12 protein-coding genes are annotated in these 19,902 nt (G+C 73.1%); 9 read left to right on the forward strand and 3 right to left on the reverse strand.

Annotated features, from left to right (window positions below; all coding sequences use genetic code 11):
* Window positions 1–8 precede the first annotated feature (8 nt).
* The 9 genes from ACQPY4_RS18740 to ACQPY4_RS18780 all read left to right on the forward strand — a co-directional run bounded on the left by ACQPY4_RS18740 (window position 9) and on the right by ACQPY4_RS18780 (window position 17,647).
* Complete coding sequence (locus tag ACQPY4_RS18740; protein ID WP_433338043.1) at window positions 9–1,016, forward strand: hypothetical protein; 1,008 nt, start codon at window positions 9–11, stop codon at window positions 1,014–1,016.
* Window positions 1,006–2,043 (forward strand): PLP-dependent cysteine synthase family protein, encoded by a 1,038-nt coding sequence (locus tag ACQPY4_RS18745; protein ID WP_433338045.1) that lies wholly within the window; start codon window positions 1,006–1,008, stop codon window positions 2,041–2,043. The genes ACQPY4_RS18740 and ACQPY4_RS18745 overlap by 11 nt, the downstream gene beginning before the upstream one ends.
* Window positions 2,040–3,584 carry an argininosuccinate lyase gene (gene argH / locus ACQPY4_RS18750; protein ID WP_433338047.1) on the forward strand — a complete coding sequence of 515 codons (1,545 nt, stop codon included), beginning with the start codon at window positions 2,040–2,042 and terminating at the stop codon, window positions 3,582–3,584. Before ACQPY4_RS18745 ends, argH begins: the two co-directional genes overlap by 4 nt.
* Entirely contained in the window at window positions 3,581–4,783 is a 1,203-nt protein-coding gene (locus ACQPY4_RS18755) for an ATP-grasp domain-containing protein (RefSeq protein ID WP_433338049.1), read from the forward strand. The genes argH and ACQPY4_RS18755 overlap by 4 nt, the downstream gene beginning before the upstream one ends.
* Before the next feature lie 45 nt (window positions 4,784–4,828).
* Window positions 4,829–13,657, forward strand: coding sequence for an amino acid adenylation domain-containing protein (locus ACQPY4_RS18760; RefSeq protein WP_433338051.1), 8,829 nt, complete (start codon window positions 4,829–4,831; stop codon window positions 13,655–13,657).
* On the forward strand, window positions 13,644–14,711 hold the full coding sequence (ltaE, locus tag ACQPY4_RS18765) for a low-specificity L-threonine aldolase (protein WP_433338053.1): 1,068 nt from the start codon (window positions 13,644–13,646) through the stop codon (window positions 14,709–14,711). The genes ACQPY4_RS18760 and ltaE overlap by 14 nt, the downstream gene beginning before the upstream one ends.
* Before the next feature lie 64 nt (window positions 14,712–14,775).
* The gene (locus ACQPY4_RS18770; RefSeq protein ID WP_433338055.1) at window positions 14,776–15,510 is read left to right on the forward strand and encodes a sulfotransferase family protein; all 735 of its coding nucleotides are present in this window, start codon (window positions 14,776–14,778) and stop codon (window positions 15,508–15,510) included.
* 31 nt (window positions 15,511–15,541) lie between these two features.
* Window positions 15,542–15,751: an MbtH family protein gene (locus tag ACQPY4_RS18775; RefSeq protein WP_433338057.1), complete on the forward strand. Its 210-nt coding sequence runs from the start codon at window positions 15,542–15,544 to the stop codon at window positions 15,749–15,751.
* A gap of 42 nt (window positions 15,752–15,793) precedes the next feature.
* Window positions 15,794–17,647, forward strand: a complete 1,854-nt coding sequence (locus tag ACQPY4_RS18780; protein ID WP_433338059.1) for a non-ribosomal peptide synthetase — start codon at window positions 15,794–15,796, stop codon at window positions 17,645–17,647.
* A 6-nt stretch (window positions 17,648–17,653) separates the two neighbouring features.
* Here ACQPY4_RS18780 and ACQPY4_RS18785 read toward each other — a convergent pair whose 3' ends face one another.
* The 3 genes from ACQPY4_RS18785 to ACQPY4_RS18795 all read right to left on the reverse strand — a co-directional run bounded on the left by ACQPY4_RS18785 (window position 17,654) and on the right by ACQPY4_RS18795 (window position 19,838).
* A complete protein-coding gene (locus ACQPY4_RS18785) occupies window positions 17,654–18,679 on the reverse strand; it encodes a DNA topoisomerase IB (protein ID WP_433338061.1) in 1,026 nt (341 codons plus the stop codon).
* A gap of 63 nt (window positions 18,680–18,742) precedes the next feature.
* Complete coding sequence (locus ACQPY4_RS18790) at window positions 18,743–19,147, reverse strand: VOC family protein (protein ID WP_433338063.1); 405 nt, start codon at window positions 19,145–19,147, stop codon at window positions 18,743–18,745.
* 37 nt (window positions 19,148–19,184) lie between these two features.
* Window positions 19,185–19,838 (reverse strand): MBL fold metallo-hydrolase, encoded by a 654-nt coding sequence (locus ACQPY4_RS18795; RefSeq protein ID WP_433338065.1) that lies wholly within the window; start codon window positions 19,836–19,838, stop codon window positions 19,185–19,187.
* Between the last annotated feature and the right edge of the window lie 64 nt (window positions 19,839–19,902).

A 19,902-nucleotide genomic window follows, 5' to 3' on the forward strand; every position in this document is an offset into this window, starting at 1 on the left:
CAGTCGCGGTGACTATAGAGGGCCCGCTGAAGGGGATGCCGGTGCCGCCGCCCGGCGCCCACTCAGAGGCCACTGTAGGGGCGAGCTTCGGCACGTTCGGCGAGGTGATCCAGGGAGTCCTGCCGCCCGACGGGCGCGACTTCCTCGTCACCCTCCCGATCGCCCGGATGTCGGTGGCGACGTTCCGGCCCGTGAGCACGGGGACGATGACCGTCGTCCCCTCCTTCAAGACCAAGTCCCGGTTGCTCGCCCAGAAGATCGTCGACCGCTTCGGCGCGGACGGCGGCGGGATCCTGACCATCGACAGCGAGATCCCCATCGGAAAGGGGATGGCCAGCTCGTCGTCCGACCTCGTCGCGACCGCCCGGGCGGTCTGCCGGAGCTTCGGCACCGACCCGTCCCCGGCGATGATCGAGGACCTGCTGCGTGACATCGAGCCGACCGACGGGCTGATGTACGACGAGGTCGTCGCCTTCTGCCATCGGGCGGTGCGGCTCCACGCGCGGATGGGGCCGATCCCGCCGCTCACCATCCTGGGCGTGGACGAGGGCGGCGTCGTGGACACCGTCGAGTTCAACGGGCGGCCCAAGCCGTTCGACGTGGTCGACATGGCCGAGTACGGGCGGCTGCTGCGGCGGCTGACCACCGCGATCGAGTCCGGGGACCTGGCCGAGCTGGGCGAGATCGCCACGCGCAGCGCGCTGATGAACCAGCGGCTGCACGAGAAGCGGCTCCTGCACGAGGTGCACGAGCTGTGCCGTTCGGCCGGCGCGCTCGGCGTGAGCGTGGCGCACAGCGGTACCAAGATCGGGATACTGCTCGCCGACGAGGACCCGGACTACATGCGCAAGCTCCATCGCATCGTCCTCGGCCTGCGCGGGCTGTCGAGCAACGTCAGCGTCGACCGGACGGTGTCGAGCCAGGATCTGCGGGAGCGACCGGGGAAATGGTCGCCCGCTTCGTTTGCGATGTCCGAGAACCAGGGCCCCTTGTGTGGAGATCGATTTGTTCGCTGACGCCGTGGACGCCTGCCGCATCCCCTATGTCGTCCGACTCGCCGACAACGTCCACGCGGTCGTCTACCGGCTGATGAAGCTGCTTCCGGCCCACCACATCCTGCGCAACGCCAGAGACCAGGGACGGCTCGGCGACGGGGTGACGGTCGTGGAGACCACGTCCGGGACCTTCGGGCTCGCCCTGGCGATGGAGTGCGCGATCAGCGGCCATCGGCTCGTCCTGGTCAGCGACCCGGTGGTGGACGCGCGCCTGCGACGGCGCCTGGAGCATCTCGGCGCCGAGGTCGTCATCGTGCACGAGCGCGCGCCGGGCGGCGGTTACCAGGCGACCCGGCTCGCCCGCGTCGCGGAGATCCAGGCGACGCTGCCCGCCACGTTCTGCCCCGAGCAGTACTCCAACCCCGACAACCCCGGCTCGTACGCGCTGGCCGCCGAGCTGCTGACCGAGCAGCTCGGCCAGATCGACTGCCTGGTCGGCTCGGTCGGCTCCGGCGGCTCGATGTGCGGCACCACGCGGTACCTGCGGCAGGCCAACCCCGAGCTCACCGCGATCGGGGTCGACACCCATCGCAGCGTCCTGTTCGGGCAGCGCGACGGCCACCGCGTGCTGCGCGGCCTCGGCAACAGCCTGCTGCCGCCGAACCTGGACCACGGCCAGTTCGACGAGGTCCACTGGCTCGGCGCCGCCGACGCCTTCACCGCCACCCGGCGGCTCTACCGGGAGCACGCGCTGTTCATGGGGCCGACGAGCGGAGCGGCGTACCAGGTCGGTTCCTGGTGGGGACGCCGCAACCCCGGCGCCCGCACCGTGATCATCCTGCCGGACGAGGGATACCGCTACCAGGACACCGTCTACGACGACGCCTGGCTGGCGGCCAACGGCTGCGATCCGGGGGCGCGGCCCGGCTCGCCGCGCGAGGTGGCCGTTCCCGAGGACGCCGAGCGGGAGTGGTGCCGGATGGCCTGGGCGCGCCGATCGCTGGACGAGGTCGTCCCGGGCGCCCTGCTGAAGGGAGCGCGGTCATGACCACGCACGCGCCGGTCGCCGCGCCCATGGCCGACACCGGGCGGCTGAGCGGCGGGCTCAACGCCCAGGCCGCCCGCCTCCTGTTCGGCGAGACCGCCGACGCCGACCTGGACAGCGAGCTTCCCTTCATCACCGTCGTCGACCAGGCCCATCTGGTCATGCTCGCCGAGCGCGACCTCATCCGGCGCGACCAGGCCGCGCGGCTGCTGGCGGAGATCGGCGCCCTGCGCGCGAACGGGTTCGCGCCGCTGCGCGGCCGGCAGGCGCCTCGCGGCGTCTACACCCTCTACGAGAGCCATCTGATCGACGAGCTGGGCCGCGACGTCGGCGGCGTGCTCCACACCGGGCGATCGCGCAACGACCTGAAGGCGACCGTCCACCAGCTGCGGCTCCGGGAGCCGGTCACGCGCCTGCTCTCGGCGCTCCTGCGCCTTCAGGGCGTGCTGCTCGGCCGGGCCCGCGCCCACGACGCGACGGTGATGCCCGCCTACAGCCAGTACCAACCCGCGGTCCCGTCGACCTACGGCCACTACCTGCTCGGCGTCGCGACTTCACTGGAGCGCGACATCTCCGGTGTGCTCCAGGCCTGCTCCGGACTGCGGGAGTGCCCCCTCGGCGCCGCCGGTGGCGGGGGCACGGACGTCCCCGTCGATCCGGCGCGGACCGCCCGGCTGCTCGGCTTCACCGAGCCGGTCCGGCACGCGGGCTTCGCCATCGCCTCGCGCGACACCATGACCCGCCTGCTGTCGGCCGGTGCGCTCGCCGGGCTCACCCTGTCCCGGCTCGCCACCGACCTCCAGCTGTGGAGCACCCAGGAGTTCGGCCTCGTCGGGTTCCCCGACCACCTCGTCGGGGCGAGTTCGGCGATGCCGCAGAAGCGGAACCCGTTCCTGCTGGAGCACATCAAGGGCGGGTCGGGAGCGCTGATCGGCGCGCTCACGACGGTGCTGGCGAACACCAAGAACACGCCGTTCGGCAATTCCGTCGAGGTGAGCACCGAGGGCGTCGCGCCGGTGTGGGCCGCCCTGGACCGGCTGGAGGACATCACCCGGCTCGCCACCTGGGTCGTCGCCGGGGCACGCCCGTGCGAGGAGGCGATGACGCGCAGCGCCGACCGGGGCTTCACCGTCGCCACCGCCTTCGCGAACCGGCTCGTCGCGCAGGGCGTCCCGTTCCGTGCCGCGCACTATGCCGTCGGCAGGCTGATCACCGAGCTGACCGCCGAGGGAGCGGCCACTCTGACCGAGGTGCCCGAGGACCGGCTGGGCGCGTCGCTCCGGCGGATCCTGCGCGACCAGGGCGTCCGGACGGAGCCGACCGTCCGGACGGCCGACCTCGATCCGGGCACGGTGGCCGCGCTCACGGAGTTCGGCGGCGGCCCCGGGCCGGAGTCGTTCCGCACGGCGCACCGGCGGCTCACCGAGTCCTGGCGCGGCCACGTCCGGACGGGCCGCGCCTGGCGGGAATCGCTCAGGGCGGCTGACCGGGAACGGCACCGCGCCGTCCACGACCTGATCTCCGGCGCGGACGGGCGACGATGAGGCGGCCCTGGTTCGCTCTGGTGGAGAGCAACACCACCGGCACCGGACGGGACTTCGCCGAGGCGGCCCGGCGCCAGGGAATGCGGCCGGTCCTGCTGACCAGGGCGCCGGAGCGCTATCCGTACGTCGCCGAACTCGGGCTGGACGTCCGGCCGGTGGACACCACGGACGAGGAGGCGGTGCTGGCCGCCTGCCGGGACCTCGGGTCCGACGGTCTCGCCGGGATCTCCAGCAGCAGCGAGGTGTTCGTCCGCGTCGCCGCCGCCGTCGGCCGGAGCCTGGGACTGCCCGCGCCGGACCCCGGCGCGATCGCGTTGTGCCGGGACAAGGCGGAAACGCGGCGGCACCTGGCCCGGCACGGAGTAGCCGTGCCGGAGTTCTTCGCGTGCACCACCCCGGCCATGGTGGAGAAGGCGGTCGCCGAGCTGGCCGAACCTGCCGTCGTCAAGCCGAGCCAGGGGACGGGATCACAGGGGGTCCGGGTCTGCGACGACCCCGCCGCCGCGGGGTGGTGGGCCCGGCGGCTGCTCCACGGCGACGGCGTGCCCGCCGCGACGACGGTCCTGGTCGAACGGGAGATCCGCGGCCCCGAGTACTCGGTGGAGGTGATCGACGGCACCGTCGTCGGCATCACCGCCAAGCACGTCGGGAGCAGGCCGTACTTCGTCGAGACCGGTCACGACTTCCCGGCCCGCACGAGCGGACCGCGTGGCGCGGCCCTGCGGTCCACCACACTGGCCGCCCTGCGCGCCGTCGGGCTGACGACGGGCCCGGCCCATGTGGAGCTGCGGCTGGACGGCGAGGAACCCTGCCTGATCGAGATCAACCCCAGGCTCGCCGGGGGACTGATTCCCCGCCTGGTCGGCCGCGCGCTCGGGCGCGACCTGGTGTCCGAGGTGGTCGCGCAGGCGGCCGGGCGCCCGTCCCCGACGCCCGACGCCCGGCCGGAGCGCTGCTCCTCCATCCGGTTCCTCCTGCCGGGTGAGGGGACGGTCGCCTCGGTCAGCGGCCTGGACCTGGCCCGGAGCGGGCGCCATGTCGACGAGGTGGTGTGCACGGTGTCGCCCGGCATGCGGCTCGAGGTCGAGCACTCGTTCAAGGACCGCCGCGGCCATGTGATCAGCGTGGCCGACCGTCCGGAGGACGCCGTGGCCGCCGCGGAGCACGCACGTGGATGTATCGAGATCGCGATGTCCTGACCGGTGCCGGGCGGGTGCCGAGCCGATTACGGAAGGGCCGATACGATGAGCAGTGCCGCCGAACGGATCCGGCGGGCTCGCGCTCGCCTCGGGCGGGCCGACCACGACGCCGACCGGATCGAGCGGGCGCCCGCGACCGTCGCTTCGTACGCGCAGGAGCGCATGTGGGTGCTCGACCACCTGCACCGAGGGCGGACCAACCGCGTCTCCCGGCTCATCGTCCGGCTGCGGGGCACGCTCGACCACCGGGCCCTGCGGCGGAGCTTCGCCTTCCTCGTCGAGCGGCACGAGGTCCTGCGCACCGTCTTCGAGGAGCACGACGGGACGCCGCGCCCGGTCGTGCTGGAGGGCGCGCCGTTCGCGTTCGAGGTCGTCGAGCTGGGATCGCGCGGGACCCCCGCCGAGCGCGAGGAGGAGGCGGCGGCCACGGCCCGCGCGGCCGTGCTGCGGCCGATCGACCTGGCCCGCGGTCCGATCCTGCGGGTCCTCCTGGTGCGGACGGCACCCGACGAGCACGTGCTGGCGATCGGGATCCATCACATCGCCACGGACGGCTGGTCGATGCGGGTCCTGTCCGAGGAGCTGGGCGAGGCGTACACGGCCTTCGTCAAGGGACGGGCACCGGACCTCGCGCCGCTGCCGGTGCGGTACCGCGACTTCGCGTGGTGGCAGCGCGGCCGGCTCGACGAGGAGCGGATGGCGCCGCTGCTGGACTACTGGCGCGAGACGCTCGCCGGGGCGACACCCACCGAGCTGGAGGGCGACCGGCCGCGTCCCCGGGTGCTCTCCGGCCAGGGCGACTCGATCAAGGTGGACCTGTCCCCGGAGCTGACCGCCGCGATCGAGCGGACCGCCCAGGAACAGCGGGCCACCGTGTTCATGGTGCTGCTGGCCGCGTTCCAGGCGGTCCTGCGGCGCCACACCGGCCGCGACGACATCGTGGTCGGCACCCCGACCGCCGGGCGCACCCGGCCCGAGGTCGAGAACCTGGTCGGCTTCTTCATCAACGCCCTGGTGCTCCGCACCGATCTGTCCGGCGACCCCACGTTCGCCGAGCTGCTCACTCGGGTGCGCGGGACGACACTGGGCGCCTACGCGCACCAGGAACTGCCGTTCGAGGACCTCCTCGCCGAGTTCCAGATCGAGCGCGACCTGAGCCGCGACCCCCTGTTCCAGATCGAGCTGGCCCTCAACGACGACGAGATCAGCGATCTCCACATGGACGGGATCGCCGTCGAGCACGTCCCCTCCGACATCGGTCCGGCCGGGCTCGACCTGCGGGTGGAGTTCACCCGGTCACGCCGCGGCCTGTCGGCGCAGGCGCAGTTCGCCACGGACCTCTTCGAGCGCGAGACGATCGCGGGCCTGCTGGACCACTACGTCCGGCTGCTTGAGCGCGCGTCGGCCGACCCCGGGCTCCGGCTGTCCGAACTGGCCCGCGCCGACCGAGCGGAACGGCCGGCGCCGGACGCCGAGGACCAGGGCCCGGCCGTCGATCGCTGCCTGCACGAGCTGGTGGTGGAGCAGGCGCGGCGGTCGCCGGAGGCCGTGGCCGTGACGGCGGACGGCCGGACGCTGAGCTACGCCGAACTGGACCGGCTGTCGGCGGGGCTGGCCGCGTCGCTGCGCCGCCAGGGCGTCGGGCCGGACGTGCCGGTGGGCGTCTGGATGGAGCGGTCCGCCGAGGTCGTGGTCGCGCTGCTGGGGATCGCCCGCGCCGGTGGCGCGTACGTCCCGATCGACCCGGACGTTCCCGAGGCCCGCGTCAACGCGCTGATGGACGCGGTGGGGGCGCGGGTGCTGCTGTGCCAGCCGGGGTGGGGCGCCCGGCCGACCCTCGCGGCGACCGGCGTGGTCGAGGTCGACGAGGCGTTCCTGCGCCGCTGCGCCGAGGCCGAGGCCACGGCGCCCGAGGCGGGGACGACGCCGAAGAACCTCGTGTCCATCTACTACACCTCCGGGACGACCGGCGCCCCGAAGGGCGTCGCCAGCTCCCACGAGGGCTGGGTCAACCGGATGCGGTGGATGCAGGACCGCTACGGGCTCCGGCCGGGCGAGCGGGTGCTGCACAAGACCGTGCTGAGCTTCGACGACTCCGCGGTCGAGGTGTTCTGGCCGCTGATGGCCGGCGGCCAGGTCGTCGTGCTCGCGCCCGGTCTGCATCGCGATCCGCGGGCGATCCTGCGGGCGGCGAAGGCGCGGCGCGTCGCGGTTCTGCAGTTCGTCCCGAGCATGCTCGGGCTGTTCCTCGACGAGATCGGCCCGGAGGACCGGGCGGCGCTCGCCGACCTGCGGGTCGTCGTCTCCAGCGGCGAGCCGCTGCGGCCGGACCTGGTGAAGAGGTTCCACGAACGGCTGGGAACCGGCTGCGGCCTGCACAACCAGTGGGGGGCCACGGAGGTCTCCATCGACTCGACCGAGTACCGCTGCGTGCCGGAGGACGGGGACGCCCCGTCGGTGCCGGTGGGCCGCGCGCTGCTCAACAACCAGGTGTTCGTCCTGGACCAGGATCTGGAGCCCGCCGACGTCGGGGTGCCCGGCGACCTGTACCTCAGCGGCATCGGCCTGGCCCGGGGCTACTGGGCCGACCCGGCGCGCACGGCGGAGGCGTTCGTCCCCAGCCCCTTCGGCACCGGTGACCGTCTCTACCGCACCGGCGACCGGGGCGTGCGGCGCGCCGACGGGCAGCTCCTGTGCCTGGGCCGTTCCGACGACCAGGTCAAGATCCGGGGAATCCGGATCGAGCCGGGGGAGATCGAACATGTGCTGCGCGGGCACCCGGCGGTGTCCGACGCCCTGGTCGTCAAGTGGGAACCGGCTCCCGGGGACGTCCGCCTGGCCGCCTATGTCGTCCCCTCGGCAGCGGCGGTACCCGGAGGGGACGACCTGACCGGCTTTCTCAGCGCCCGGTTCCCCGCCTACATGGTGCCTGCCGCGTTCGTCCCGATCGAGGCCGTGCCCAGGACGCCGAGCGGCAAGGCCGACCGCAAGCGGCTGCCCGCGCCCGAACCACGGCCCGCCGAACCCCGCACGGCCGGCGGGGCCGGCAACGACACCGAGGCCCTGATCGCCATGATCTGGGCCGACGTCCTGGGCCGCCCGGACCTCGACGTGAACGACAACTTCTTCAAGATCGGCGGCCACTCGCTCCTGGCCACCAAGGTCATCGCGCGCCTGCGCCGCGTGCTCGACCCCGAGATCCCGCTGAGCCTGCTCTTCGAGAACCCCACCATCAGGCGGATGGCGGCGGCCCTGAGCGACACCGGCGACGAGGCGGCGTCCGGTATCCGTCCGCGTCCCGGCGAGACGGCGCCGCTGTCGTTCACGCAGGAGCAGCTCTGGTTCATCGACCAGGTGAGCCCCGGGCGCAGCGAGTACAACCTGCCCGAGGTCGTCCGGCTGCGCGGCCACCTCGACCGCGCCGCGCTGACGGACGCGCTGGCCCTGATCGTCGAGCGCCACCAGGTGCTGCGCTCGCACATCCGGATGGAGGGCGAGGCCGCCCGGCTCGCGCCCCTGCCCGCGGAGGCGTTCGCCACGGACTTCACCGACCTGTCCGACCTGGGCCCCGAGGCCGCGCCGGAGCGCGCCCTCGCCCTCGCGGACGAGCTGGTCACGGCGCCGTTCGACCTCTCCTTGGGCCCGTTCATCAGGGCCCATCTGATCCGGATCGCGGCCGACGACCACGTGCTGGCGATCGTCATCCACCACATCGCTACTGACGCCTGGTCGATCGGCCTGCTCTGGAAGGAGCTGTCGGCCGCGTACGCCGCGCTGCGCGCGGGGGGCCGGCCCGACCTGGAACCGCTCGCCGTGCAGTACCGCGACTTCGCCTGGTGGCAGCGGGAGTGGCTGACCGATCAGCGGCTGGAGCCGATGCTGGCCTACTGGCGCGAGCGGCTCGCCGGTGCCACCGCCACCGAGCTGTCCAGCGGCGGCCCGCGCCCGCCCGAGGTGTCGGGACACGGCGAGCGCATCGACTTCACGCTGCCGGACGAGCTGTCCGGCGACCTGCGCCGCCTGGCCGAGGACAACGGCGTGACCCTGTACGTGGTCCTGCTGGCCGCGTTCGACGTTCTGCTCCGCCGGTACTCCGGCAGCCGCGACATCATGCTCGGGTCGGTGGTGGCGGGCCGGGGCCGTCCCGAGATCGAGTCACTGATCGGCTTCTTCGCGCATCCCCTCGTCCTTCGCGCCGACCTGTCGGGCGACCCCGCGGTGACCGAGCTGCTCGACCGGGTGCGGACCACGGTGCTGGGGGCTTTCAGCCACCAGGAGGTGCCCTTCGAGCGCATCGTGCGGGAGCTGCGGCCCGAGCGCGAGGTCGGCCGCAACCCGCTGTTCCAGCTGTTCTTCACGATGCGCGACGAAGGGATGCGCGCCGACGCCGACGCCGCGCTCGACCTGCCGGGCGTCGAGGTCGAACTGCTGCCGGTGGGCAAGTCGTCGGTCCGGTTCGACCTCGAGCTGAGCATGTCCGACCGGGGCGACGCCATCGACGGCGCCCTCTCCTACGTCGTCGAGCTCTTCGACCCGGACGTGGCCGCGGCCATGGCCGACGCCTACCGGCACGTGCTCCAGCAGTTCGTGGACGACCCGGGACGTCACCTCTCCGAGCTGAGCATCGTCACCGGAGCGGAACGGCGGCGGCTCGTCCACGAGCTCAACGACACCGGGAAGCCGCTGCCGGACGGCGAGCTGTGCCTGCACGAGCTGATCGAGGCACAGGCACGGCGGCGGCCCGACGCGGCCGCCGTGGTCTTCGGGGACAGGACGCTCGATTACCGCGAACTGAACGCCGAGGCCGACCGCCTGGCGGGCCATCTGCGCTCGCTCGGCTTCGGCCCGGAGCGGGTGGCCGCGGTGATGATGGGCCGCTCCGAGCACCTGGTGGTGGCGTTGCTCGCGGTCCTCAAGGCGGGCGGCGCCTACGTCCCCATCGACACCCGCCACCCGTCCGAGCGCGTGGCGTTCATGCTGGACGACAGCGGCGCCTCCTGCGTGCTCACCGATCGCGCCTGGGCCGGGCGCCTGCCCGCCGGAGCCGACGTGCCCACCGTGGTGGTGGACCGGGACGGAGCCGCGTGGCGCGACGCCGACGCGAGCGCTCCGGCGCCGCGAGCGGTGCCGGACAACCTGGCGGTCTGCATCTTCACCTCGGGGTCGACGGGACGGCCGAAGGCGGTGATGGTGCCCCACCGCGGCCTGGTCAGCACGGCCGCCGACCTGGTCGGGCGATGCCGGATCGGGCCGGGGGACGTGGTCGGCGCCGCCATGACGATCGCGTTCGACGTCGCCGTGGCCGAGCTGCTGATCCCGCTGACCTGCGGGGCGACGGTCGCGGTCGTCGACGACGACGCGTGCCGGGACGCCCAGGCCCTCGCCCGGATCGCCGAGCGCCACCCCTTCACGCTCATGTGGGCCACACCCGCGACCTGGCGGGTGCTGGTGGACGCGGGCTGGGCGGGCGGCGAACTGCGGGCCCTGACGATCGGCGAGGCCCTGGTGCCCGAGCTCGCGGCCCGGCTCGGCGAGCGCGTGCCGGAGCTGTGGAACATGTACGGCCCGGCCGAGACCTCGCTCTACTCGACCGCCCAGCGGGTGCTGCCCGGCGCGGTGGACACCCCGACGGTCCCCATCGGCCGTCCCATCGACAACGAGCGCGTCCACGTCCTCGACGAGGATCTCCAGCTGACGCCGCCGGGGGTCGTGGGCGAGCTGTTCATCGGCGGTGCCGGGCTCACCCGAGGCTATGCCGGACGGCCCGGGCTGACCGCCGAACGGTTCGTCCCCGACCCGTTCCGCCACGGCGAACGGCTCTACCGGACCGGCGACCTGGTCCGTCAGGGCACCGACGGCACGCTGGTCTACCTCGGGCGCAACGACCACCAGGTCAAGATCCATGGCCAGCGGATCGAGCTGGAGGAGATCGAGGCGCGGCTGGTGGAGCACCCCGAGGTGTCGGCCGCGGTGGCGTCGGCCTGGCGCGACGCCCACGGCCACGCCCGGCTGGTGGCCCATGTCGCCGCGCCGGAGACCGCGCCGGACGATCTGCGCGACCACCTCCGCCGGAGCCTCCCGGACTACATGGTGCCCGCGCGGTTCGTGATCCTCGACGCCCTGCCGCTGAACGGCAACGGCAAGGTCGACCGGGCCGCCCTCCCGGAGCCCGGCTCCCAGGACCCCGGCCTCCCGGGCACCGACGAACCGCCCCGCACCGACACCGAACGCGTCCTGGCCGGAATCTGGTCCCGGTACCTGGGCCTGGACGAGGTCGGGATCCGCAGGAGCTTCTTCTCGCTCGGCGGCGACTCGATCCTGTCCATCCACGCGGCCAACGCCGCGCGCAAGGCCGGGCTGGCCATCACGCCCCGGCTCATGTACGAGAAGCCGAACATCGCCGAGCTGGCGGCCGCGATCGACGCGGCGGCCGAGCCCGTGGACGTCCCCGCCGAGCGCGAGGCGCCCACCGGCCCCGTACCGCTCGGTCCGATCCAGCACGCGTTCGTCCGGCTCGTCGGGCCCCACGACCACTACAACCAGGCGGCCCGGCTCCGGTGGCACGAACCCCCGGACGCCCCCGCGCTCGCCGAGGCCCTCCGGGCCCTCGTCGCCCACCACGACGCGCTGAGGTCCCGGCTGCGGCAAACGTCCGACGGCACGTGGCGGCAGCACATCGCCGAGACCGAGCCCGCCGAGCTGCTCCAGGTCGTCGACGTGCGCGATCTGGACGGGGCGGAACGGACGGCCGCGCTGGACGACGCGGCGGGCATGGCCCACCACGACCTCGACCTGCGCGACGGGCCGATAGTGCGCGCCGTGCTCGTCCGCGGCGGAGACGGTCACCCCGACGAACTGATCCTTTCCGTCCATCACCTCGCGGTGGACGCCGCCTCCTGGCCGGTCCTCCTCGACGACCTGGCCACGGCCTACGGGCAGTTCGCCGCCGGAGACCCGGTCGCGCTGCCCGCGAAGACGACGTCCTACCGGGCCTGGGCCGACCGGCTGACCCGGTTCGCGGCGAGCGAGGACCTGGGGGCCCCGTACTGGCGGACGATGCCGTCCGCACCCGTCCCGTTGCCCGTGGACCACGACCTCGGCGCCAACACACACGGCTCCGCCGTGACCGTGACCCGCGCCCTCGGCACCGCCGACACCGACGCGTTCCTGCGCGCCGCGACCGACGGCGAGTCCGCCACCGAGGCGCTGGTGACCGCGCTGGCCCGCGCGCTGGCCGTGCGCGCCGAGCTGCCCGCCGTGCACCTCGACCTCGAACGGCACGGGCGCGAGCCGCTCTTCGACGATGTCGACCTCGGCCGCACCGTCGGCTGGTTCACCAGCCGTCAGCCCCTGCTGCTGGAACTCGACGCCCCGGCGGACCTCGATCGATGCCTCACGGTCGTGCGCGAGCACCTGCGGGCCGACCCACACCACGGGATCGGCTACGGCATCGCCCGGTACCTGCACCCGCGACCGCCCGAGCACCCCGCCGCGCCCGTCAGGCTCGCCTATCGCGGTCCACGGCAGGGCGAAGGTGACAGGCCCTTCACGGTCCTCCCGACGGTTCCCGGCGCCCTGCGCCATCCCGAGCTGGAGCGCGCCCATCTGCTCGATCTGGACGCCTCGGTGCTCGACGGCCGCCTGCACCTGGAATGGAGGTACTCGGCCAAACGGCATCGGCGCCAGACCGTCGAGGGCATCGCCGACTCGTTCGTCACCTTCCTCCTTGAGGCGATCGATCGTTCCCGGCACGCCGTCCCGTCCGCATCGGGCTCCCGGCCCTTCGACCGGCTGTTCCCCCGCACGCCCGCGCTGCGGTTGCGTCAGCACCGGCACGGGGTGCCCGGGGTGAGCGTCGCCCTGGTCGCGGACGGCGAGGTGACCGCCGTCTGGGGCGAGGGGCCGGCCGTGCCCGCCGCCGGGACCCCGGTGCGCCCGGACACGATCTTCCAGGCGGGCTCGGTCAGCAAGCATGTCGCGGCCGTGGCGGCGCTGCGCCTGGCCGCCGACGGCGTCCTCGACCTCGACGAGGACGTCGAACGCCACCTGCGCCGCTGGACGCCGCCCGAAGGGGACCGGCACGGGCCGCTGACCGTGCGGAGCCTGCTCTCCCACACCTCCGGCCTGGCCGCGACGACGCTGTCCGGATACCCGCGCGGGGGCCCGCTGCCCGGGATCGCCGAAACGGCCAACGGGCAAGGGCCCGCCACCAACCTTCCCGTCCGTGCCGATGCCCCCGCGGGCACCGTTCACCGGTACTCCAACGGCAACTACGTGCTGCTCCAGCTCGTCCTGGAGGACCTGACCGGACGGCCCTTCGCCGACCTGGTCCGCGAACTCGTCTTCGAACCGCTCGACCTGGTCGACAGCGGATACGGGCCCGCGTTCACCGCGCCCCGCGAGCGGCGGATCGCGGTCGGCCACGATCGGTCCGACGCGCTCATCGAGGGCTCCTGGAGGGTCTACCCCGAACTGGCGTGCTTCGGCCTGTGGACCACGGCCGTCGACCTGGCGCGGCTGGCGGGCGACCTCCAGCGCGCCCTCGACGGGACGGGGTCCGTCGTGCTCGACCACGCCCACGCGACCGAACTGCTGACCACGACCGGGACGTCCCCGGCCTACGGACTGGGCACCGTGGTCCGTCCCATGGCGGGCGACACGTGGTTCGGGCACATCGGCAACGCCGCCGGATACCACTGCTTCACCGCCACCGGAGTGAAGTCCGCCCAGGGACTCGTGCTCCTGGCCAACAGCGACCGAGGCATCGACCTGGTGGCCGATCTCCTGGCCGAACTCGGGCTGGACGACGTGCCCGTCGTCCCCGCCGCCGTCGAGACCGACCGGACCCGGAGGACAACGCATGAACCTCTCTGACCCCCGCCGACGCGTCGTCGAGCTGCGCAGCGACACCTTCACGCTGCCGACGCCCCGGATGCTGGACGCCATGGTCCGGGCGGACCTCGGCGACGACGTCTACGGCGAGGACCCGACCGTCGCCCGGCTGGAGACCAGGAGCGCCGAACTCCTGGGCAAGGAGGCCGGGTGCTTCCTGCCCAGCGGCACGATGGCCAACCTGTCGGCGATCATGACCCACTGCGCGCGCGGGTCCAAGGTGATCGTCGGCGAGGAGTCCGACATCTACGTCTATGAGGCGGGCGGCGCCGGCGTCTGCGGCGGCGTGGTCTACCACCCCGTGCCGAACCGGCCGGACGGAACCATGGACCTCGGCGCCGTCGAGGAGGTCCTGCGTTCCGATCCCGACGATCCCCAGTTCGCGCTCCCGGCCCTGCTGTGCCTGGAGAACCCGCAGAACCGCTGCGGGGGGCGCGTGCTCCCGCCGTCCCATCTGGCCGAGGCCGCGTCGCTGGCCCGCGAGCACGGCGTCGCCGTCCATCTGGACGGTGCCCGGATCTTCAACGCGGCGCTGGCCGCCGGGACGACGGCGGCCGAGCTGGCCGCGGTTGCCGACTCGGTGCAATTCTGCCTGTCGAAGGGGCTGGCCGCGCCGGTCGGTTCGATGCTCGTCGGCGACCGCGCCGTCGTCTCCGGGGTGCGGCGGGTCCGCAAGATGCTCGGCGGGGGAATGCGGCAGGCGGGCGTCCTGGCGGCGGCGGGCCTGGTCGCGCTGGACGAGGTCGACCGGCTCGCGGACGACCACCACAACGCCCGGCGGCTGGCGGAGGGCCTCGCGGAGATCCCCGGCATCTCGGTCGCGCCGGAAAAGCCCGAGACGAACATGGTCTATATCCGCGTCGCCCAGGAGCTCATGGGCAATGAGGCGTTCCTGTCCGCCGCGGCGGCGCGCGGCGTCAGGATGGCGGAGCTGGGGCACGGCCGGATTCGACTGGTCACCCATCGCGGCGTCGACGACCAGGACGTGGATCACGTGTTGGAAGTCGTGCGGGCCATTTTGGACGAAGACCGGTGACCCGGAGAAAGGGGAGGGCGCCGTGACTTCCGGAGAAGGTCCCCGCATTCTGATGTTGTGGAGCGTGCCCCGCGCGCGTTCCACCGCGATCTTCCGGATGATGTGCGAGCGGGGCGACCTGGCCACGGTCTTCGAGCCCTTCTCCTGCCTGGCCGACTTCGGCGTCGCCGATGTCGGGGGAGACCTCGTCCAGAGCGAACCGGCGGTGCTGGCCGCACTGCGCGAGCTGAGCCGGTCGTCGGTGGTCTTCGCCAAGGACACCACGGAGAACCGCTACCCCGAGGTCCTCGCCGACGAGGACTTCCTCGCCCGCCACGCCGCCCATGCGTTCCTGATCCGGCACCCGCGCGAGACGATCGCCTCCTGCCACGCGCTCAACCCCTCCATCCGGTACGACCAGATCGGCTTCGAGGCCCTCCACGAGCTCTTCGCGCTGGTGCGGAGCCATACGGGAGAGACCCCCGTCGTCATCGACGCCGAGGACCTCATGGCCGACCCGGAGGGCGTGGTCCGCGCCTACTGCGCGCGGATGCGCATCCCGTTCCACGCGGACGCGCTCGCGTGGCGCCCCGGGGTGCGCAAGGAATGGCTGCTCACGCGCAAGTGGCATCAGGACGTCAGCGCCAGCAGCGGGTTCGGCGTGGCCCGGGCCAAGGCCTATCCGGCCGTCACGGCCTCGCCGGTCCTCAGCGGCTATCTGCGGCGCGCCCTGCCGTACTACGAGGAACTGCGCGCACATCGCGTCCGGCCGATAGCCGGGCGAAAGACCGCCGATAGGCCGGATATCAACTCTGTGTGATCGACGAGGACAATCCCAGGGAGTTCGGAAAATGTCCGAGGAACGGGAACGCGACTACAAAGTCGTGGTCAACCATGAGGAACAGTATTCGATCTGGCCCGCCGACAAGGAACTGCCGCCCGGCTGGTCCGAAGAAGGCGCCAAGGGGCCCAAGGACGAATGCCTGAGGCACATTGACGAGATCTGGGTCGACATGCGGCCCCTCAGCCTCCGCAGGCGCATGGCCGAGCACGGCTCATAGCGCGGTCATCGGACGATCTGATCGACGAGGGAGGCCATGCGGATGACGACGACGGCGGCCATGAACGAGACCGGACCCCGGTTCCCCGCCGGACGGTGCCTGCACGAGCTGTTCGAAGACCAGGCGCGCCTGACGCCCGAGGACGTCGCCGTCGTCTCCGGCACGTCGTCGGTGACCTACGCGGACCTGGACGGGCGCGCCACCCGGCTGGCCGCCGTCCTGGCCCGGCACGGCGCCGGCCCCGACGTGCCGGTCGGCGTGTGGCTGGAGCGGTCGACGGCGACCGTGGTCGCGCTGCTGGCGGTGCTGAAGGCCGGGGGAGCGTACGTGCCGCTCGATCCCGACGTTCCCGTCTCCCGCGCGAAGCAGATCATGGACGAGGCGGCCGCCCCGGTCGTCGTCGCGGCCGCTGGCCGCCACGCGGACCTCGACGTCCTGGACGCGACGGTTGTCGCCGTCGACGAGGCCGGTGCGGCCGTCGGCCTCCCGGTGCCCGAGACGCCCGAGACACCCCCAACCGCGCGGGTCCATCCCGAGAACCTGATCTCGATCTACTACACCTCCGGCTCCACCGGCGCCCCCAAGGGAGTCGCCTCGACCCATCGCGGATGGGTGAACCGCATGTGCTGGATGCAGGAGTACTACGACCTGCGCCCCGGGGAGGGCGTCCTGCACAAGACGGTGCTCAGCTTCGACGACTCCGCGGTCGAGCTCTTCTGGCCGCTGATCGTCGGCGGCGTCGTGGTGCTGCTCCCGCCCGACCAGCACCGCGACCCGCGCTCGATCCTCGACGCCGCCATCGAGCACGGCGTGGCGGTGCTGCACTTCGTCCCGACCGTCCTGGCCGGTTTCCTCGACGAGCTGACCGACGAGGACGTCAAGGGCCTGCGGAACCTGCGTCACGTCGTGTCCAGCGGCGAGACGCTGCGCCTCGACCTCGTCCGCGCCTTCCTCGACCGCCTCGCCCCTGGCGGCTGCAGGCTGGTCAACCAGTGGGGGGCGACCGAGGTCTCGATCGACTCCGTCGCCCACGTCTGCACCCGGGACGACGTCGCCACCGACGACGATGTGCCCGTCGGCAAGCCGATGACCGGCACGCGGGTGCACGTGCTGGACGGCGACATGCGGCCGGTGCCCGACGGCACCGTCGGCGAGCTGTACATCGCGGGCATCGGCCTGGCCCGCGGCTACTGGCGGGCCCCCGCCGCCACCGCTGCGGCCTTCGGCCCCGACCCGTTCGGGAACGGTGACCGCCTCTACCGGACCGGCGATCTCGGCTACCGCCGCCCGGACGGCGGCGTGATGTTCCTGGGCCGCGCCGACCACCAGGTCAAGATCCGCGGCATCCGCGTCGAGCCCGCCGAGATCGAGATCCTGCTGCGGACCCACCCGGACGTGGAGGAGGCCGTCGTCGTCAAGTGGGAGGTCACGCCCGACGACACGCGGCTCGCCGCGTACCTCACCCCCGCCCGCCCCGGCGAGGCCCCGGACGTCGCGGGGATACGGGCGTTCCTCGGTGAGCAGCTGCCCGCGTACATGGTCCCGGCCGCCTTCGCCGTGCTGGACGCGATCCCGCTGACCGCCTCCGGCAAGATCGACCGGCGGCGCCTGCCGGACCCGGTGCCCGCCGCGGGGCCGGCCGAGGACGACAGCCCGCCGGTCACCGAGGCCGAGCTCCTGGTCGCCCAGGTCTGGCAGGAGATCCTGGGGCTGGACAAGGTCGGGGCGCACCAGGACTTCTTCGCCCTCGGAGGCCACTCGATCCTGGCCACCCGGGTGGTGACCCGGCTGCGCCGCGACCTCGGCGTGGACCTCCCGCTCACCCTGGTCTTCGAGCACCCCACGGTCGCGTCCCAGGCCGAGATCCTGCTGCGGACCCTGGACGACCAGCCCTGAGCAGCCCTAGCCCCGGTCCTCGATCCGGCGGATGAGGCGGCACACGGCGCTCTCGACGGCCCCCTGTGTCGCCAGCTCCCCGTATCCGGCCTCCTCACCGAGGCTCGGGAGGTCGCGGGCGATGGTCTCGCCGCGCTCGAACGCCTCGATCACGCGCGGGTCGATGTAGCTGGCCCGCGCCACCTCCGGCGTGTTGCCGAGGTAGTCGGCGACCTCGCGGACGACCCGCCGCACCGCCGCCCGCCGTCCCGTCTCGGACTCCGGCGCCCGGGACGACACGGCCAGGCCGACGGCCGCGAGCACCGTCGCGTGCCAGGTGCGGAAGTCCTTGGCGGTGAACTCGCCCCCGGAGATCTCCTGGAGGTAGGCGTTGATGTCCTCGGCCTGGACGTCCCGCCAGTCGCGGCCCGCCCGGTGCGCCAGCAGCCGCTCGCCGCCGCCCGGGCGCCGCTTCAGCCCGCGCACGACCGCGCAGACGCTCTCCTCCCGCACCGCCAGCTCGCGCTCCTTGGCGCCCTTGGCCAGGTACTCGAACGTGACCAGGTTCCGCGAGCAGCGCACGTGCTCGCGCAGCAGGGTCGAGAGCCCGTAGGTGCCGTTCTCCTCGGCGTACTCGCGGCCACCGGACCTGAAGAACCCCAGGTCGATGAGCCGGACGGCGGCGGCGAGCACCCGCTCGCGGGTGAGGCCGCGGCCCGACAGGTGCTCGGCCAGCGTCGCGCGGATCCGCGGCAGCTCCCGCGCGAACGTCAGGATGCGGTCGTGCTTGTCGGCGTCGCGGCGCCTGCGCCACTCGTCGTGGTAGCGGTACTGCCGCCGTCCGGCCGCGTCGAGCCCGACCGCCTGGATGTGGCCGTCGGGCCACGGGCAGATCCACACCTCGCGCCAGGCGGGCGGGATCACCAGCTCGCGGATGCGCGCCCGGTCGTCCTCGCTTACGGGGCCGCCGTCCGGCCCGAAGTAACGGAACCCGCGCCCGCATCGGCGGCGCCGGATACCGGGCGCCTCGACGTCACTGCGCCGCAGCCTCATCTCGTCCTCCGGCGGGACGGGCCCACGCCGTCCTCCCGGGTGCCGTACCCGCCCAAGAGAAGATCATGAAAGGGCGCCGGGCAGATAGTGCGCGTTGCCCTCGCCGTCGAGCCCGGCGGGACCCTCGGGCAGGACGCAGAACTCGTTGCCCTCGGGGTCGGCCATCACCAGGAAGCCCCCGCCGTCGTACTCCGGCAGGCGGCGCCCGCCCAGGGACTCGATGCGCCGCTGCTCGGCGAGCGGGTCGGCGGCCATGAGGTCCAGGTGCGCCCGGGTCTTGCCCGGCGTCGGCTCCTCCACCTTCTGGAAGCCCAGCTCCACGCCGTCGCCGGGGGCGTCCAGCCATACGTAGGGGCCCGTCCTGGACGTGATCGGCCGCCCGAGCACCGCGCTCCAGAACGCGCCCAGCCGTTCGGGGTCGCGGCAGTCGACCGTGATGGCCCTGAGTCGCACGTAACCGTCGGTCATGCCCCGATGGTGTCCGGTGACTTCCGTCCCAAACCGGCTACCAGCCGCGCTCGCGCCATTCGGGGAGGCTGGGACGTTCGCGGCCCAGCGTCGAGTCCTTCCCATGGCCCGGGTAGAACCAGGTGTTGTCGGCGAGGCGGTCGAACACGCGCTCCTCGACGTCCGCCAGCAGCTGCTTGAACCGGGTCGGGTCGCCCCAGGTGTTCCCCACGCCCCCCGGGAAGAGGCTGTCACCGGTGAACAGGTGGGCCCGGTCCTCGGCTTCGTACAGGAGGGCGATCGACCCGGGCGTGTGACCACGCAGGTGGACGACCTCCAGCGTCACCCGGCCGACGGAGACGGTGTCGCCGTTGTCGACGGGGTGCGCGACCGGCTCGGGCAGCGCCTCGGCGTCGAAGGGGTGGGCCACCACCGGGGCGCCGGTGGCGCGGACGATGTCGCTCAGCCCCATCCAGTGGTCCTGGTGGCGGTGGGTGGTGACGACGCGGCTGAGGGGCCCGTCGCCGATCAGCTCCAGGAGGCGGGGCGCCTCGTTGGCGGCGTCGATGAGCAGCTGGTCGCCGGTGGTGGTGCAGCGCAGCAGGTAGGCGTTGTTGTCGTAGGGCCCGACCGCGACCTTCGTGATCGTGAGGCCGGGCAGCTCCCGCACGTCGGGCGCACCGCCCACCTCGACGATCCCCGTGTAGCTCATGCGTCCTCCCGTGGGTGTCGTGCTGCCATCTTCCACCATCGACGGCGCGTGATCGGGGAGGGGG

Origin of the sequence: Spirillospora sp. CA-294931, from assembly GCF_050946795.1 — a bacterium.
Lineage (GTDB): Bacteria > Actinomycetota > Actinomycetes > Streptosporangiales > Streptosporangiaceae > Spirillospora.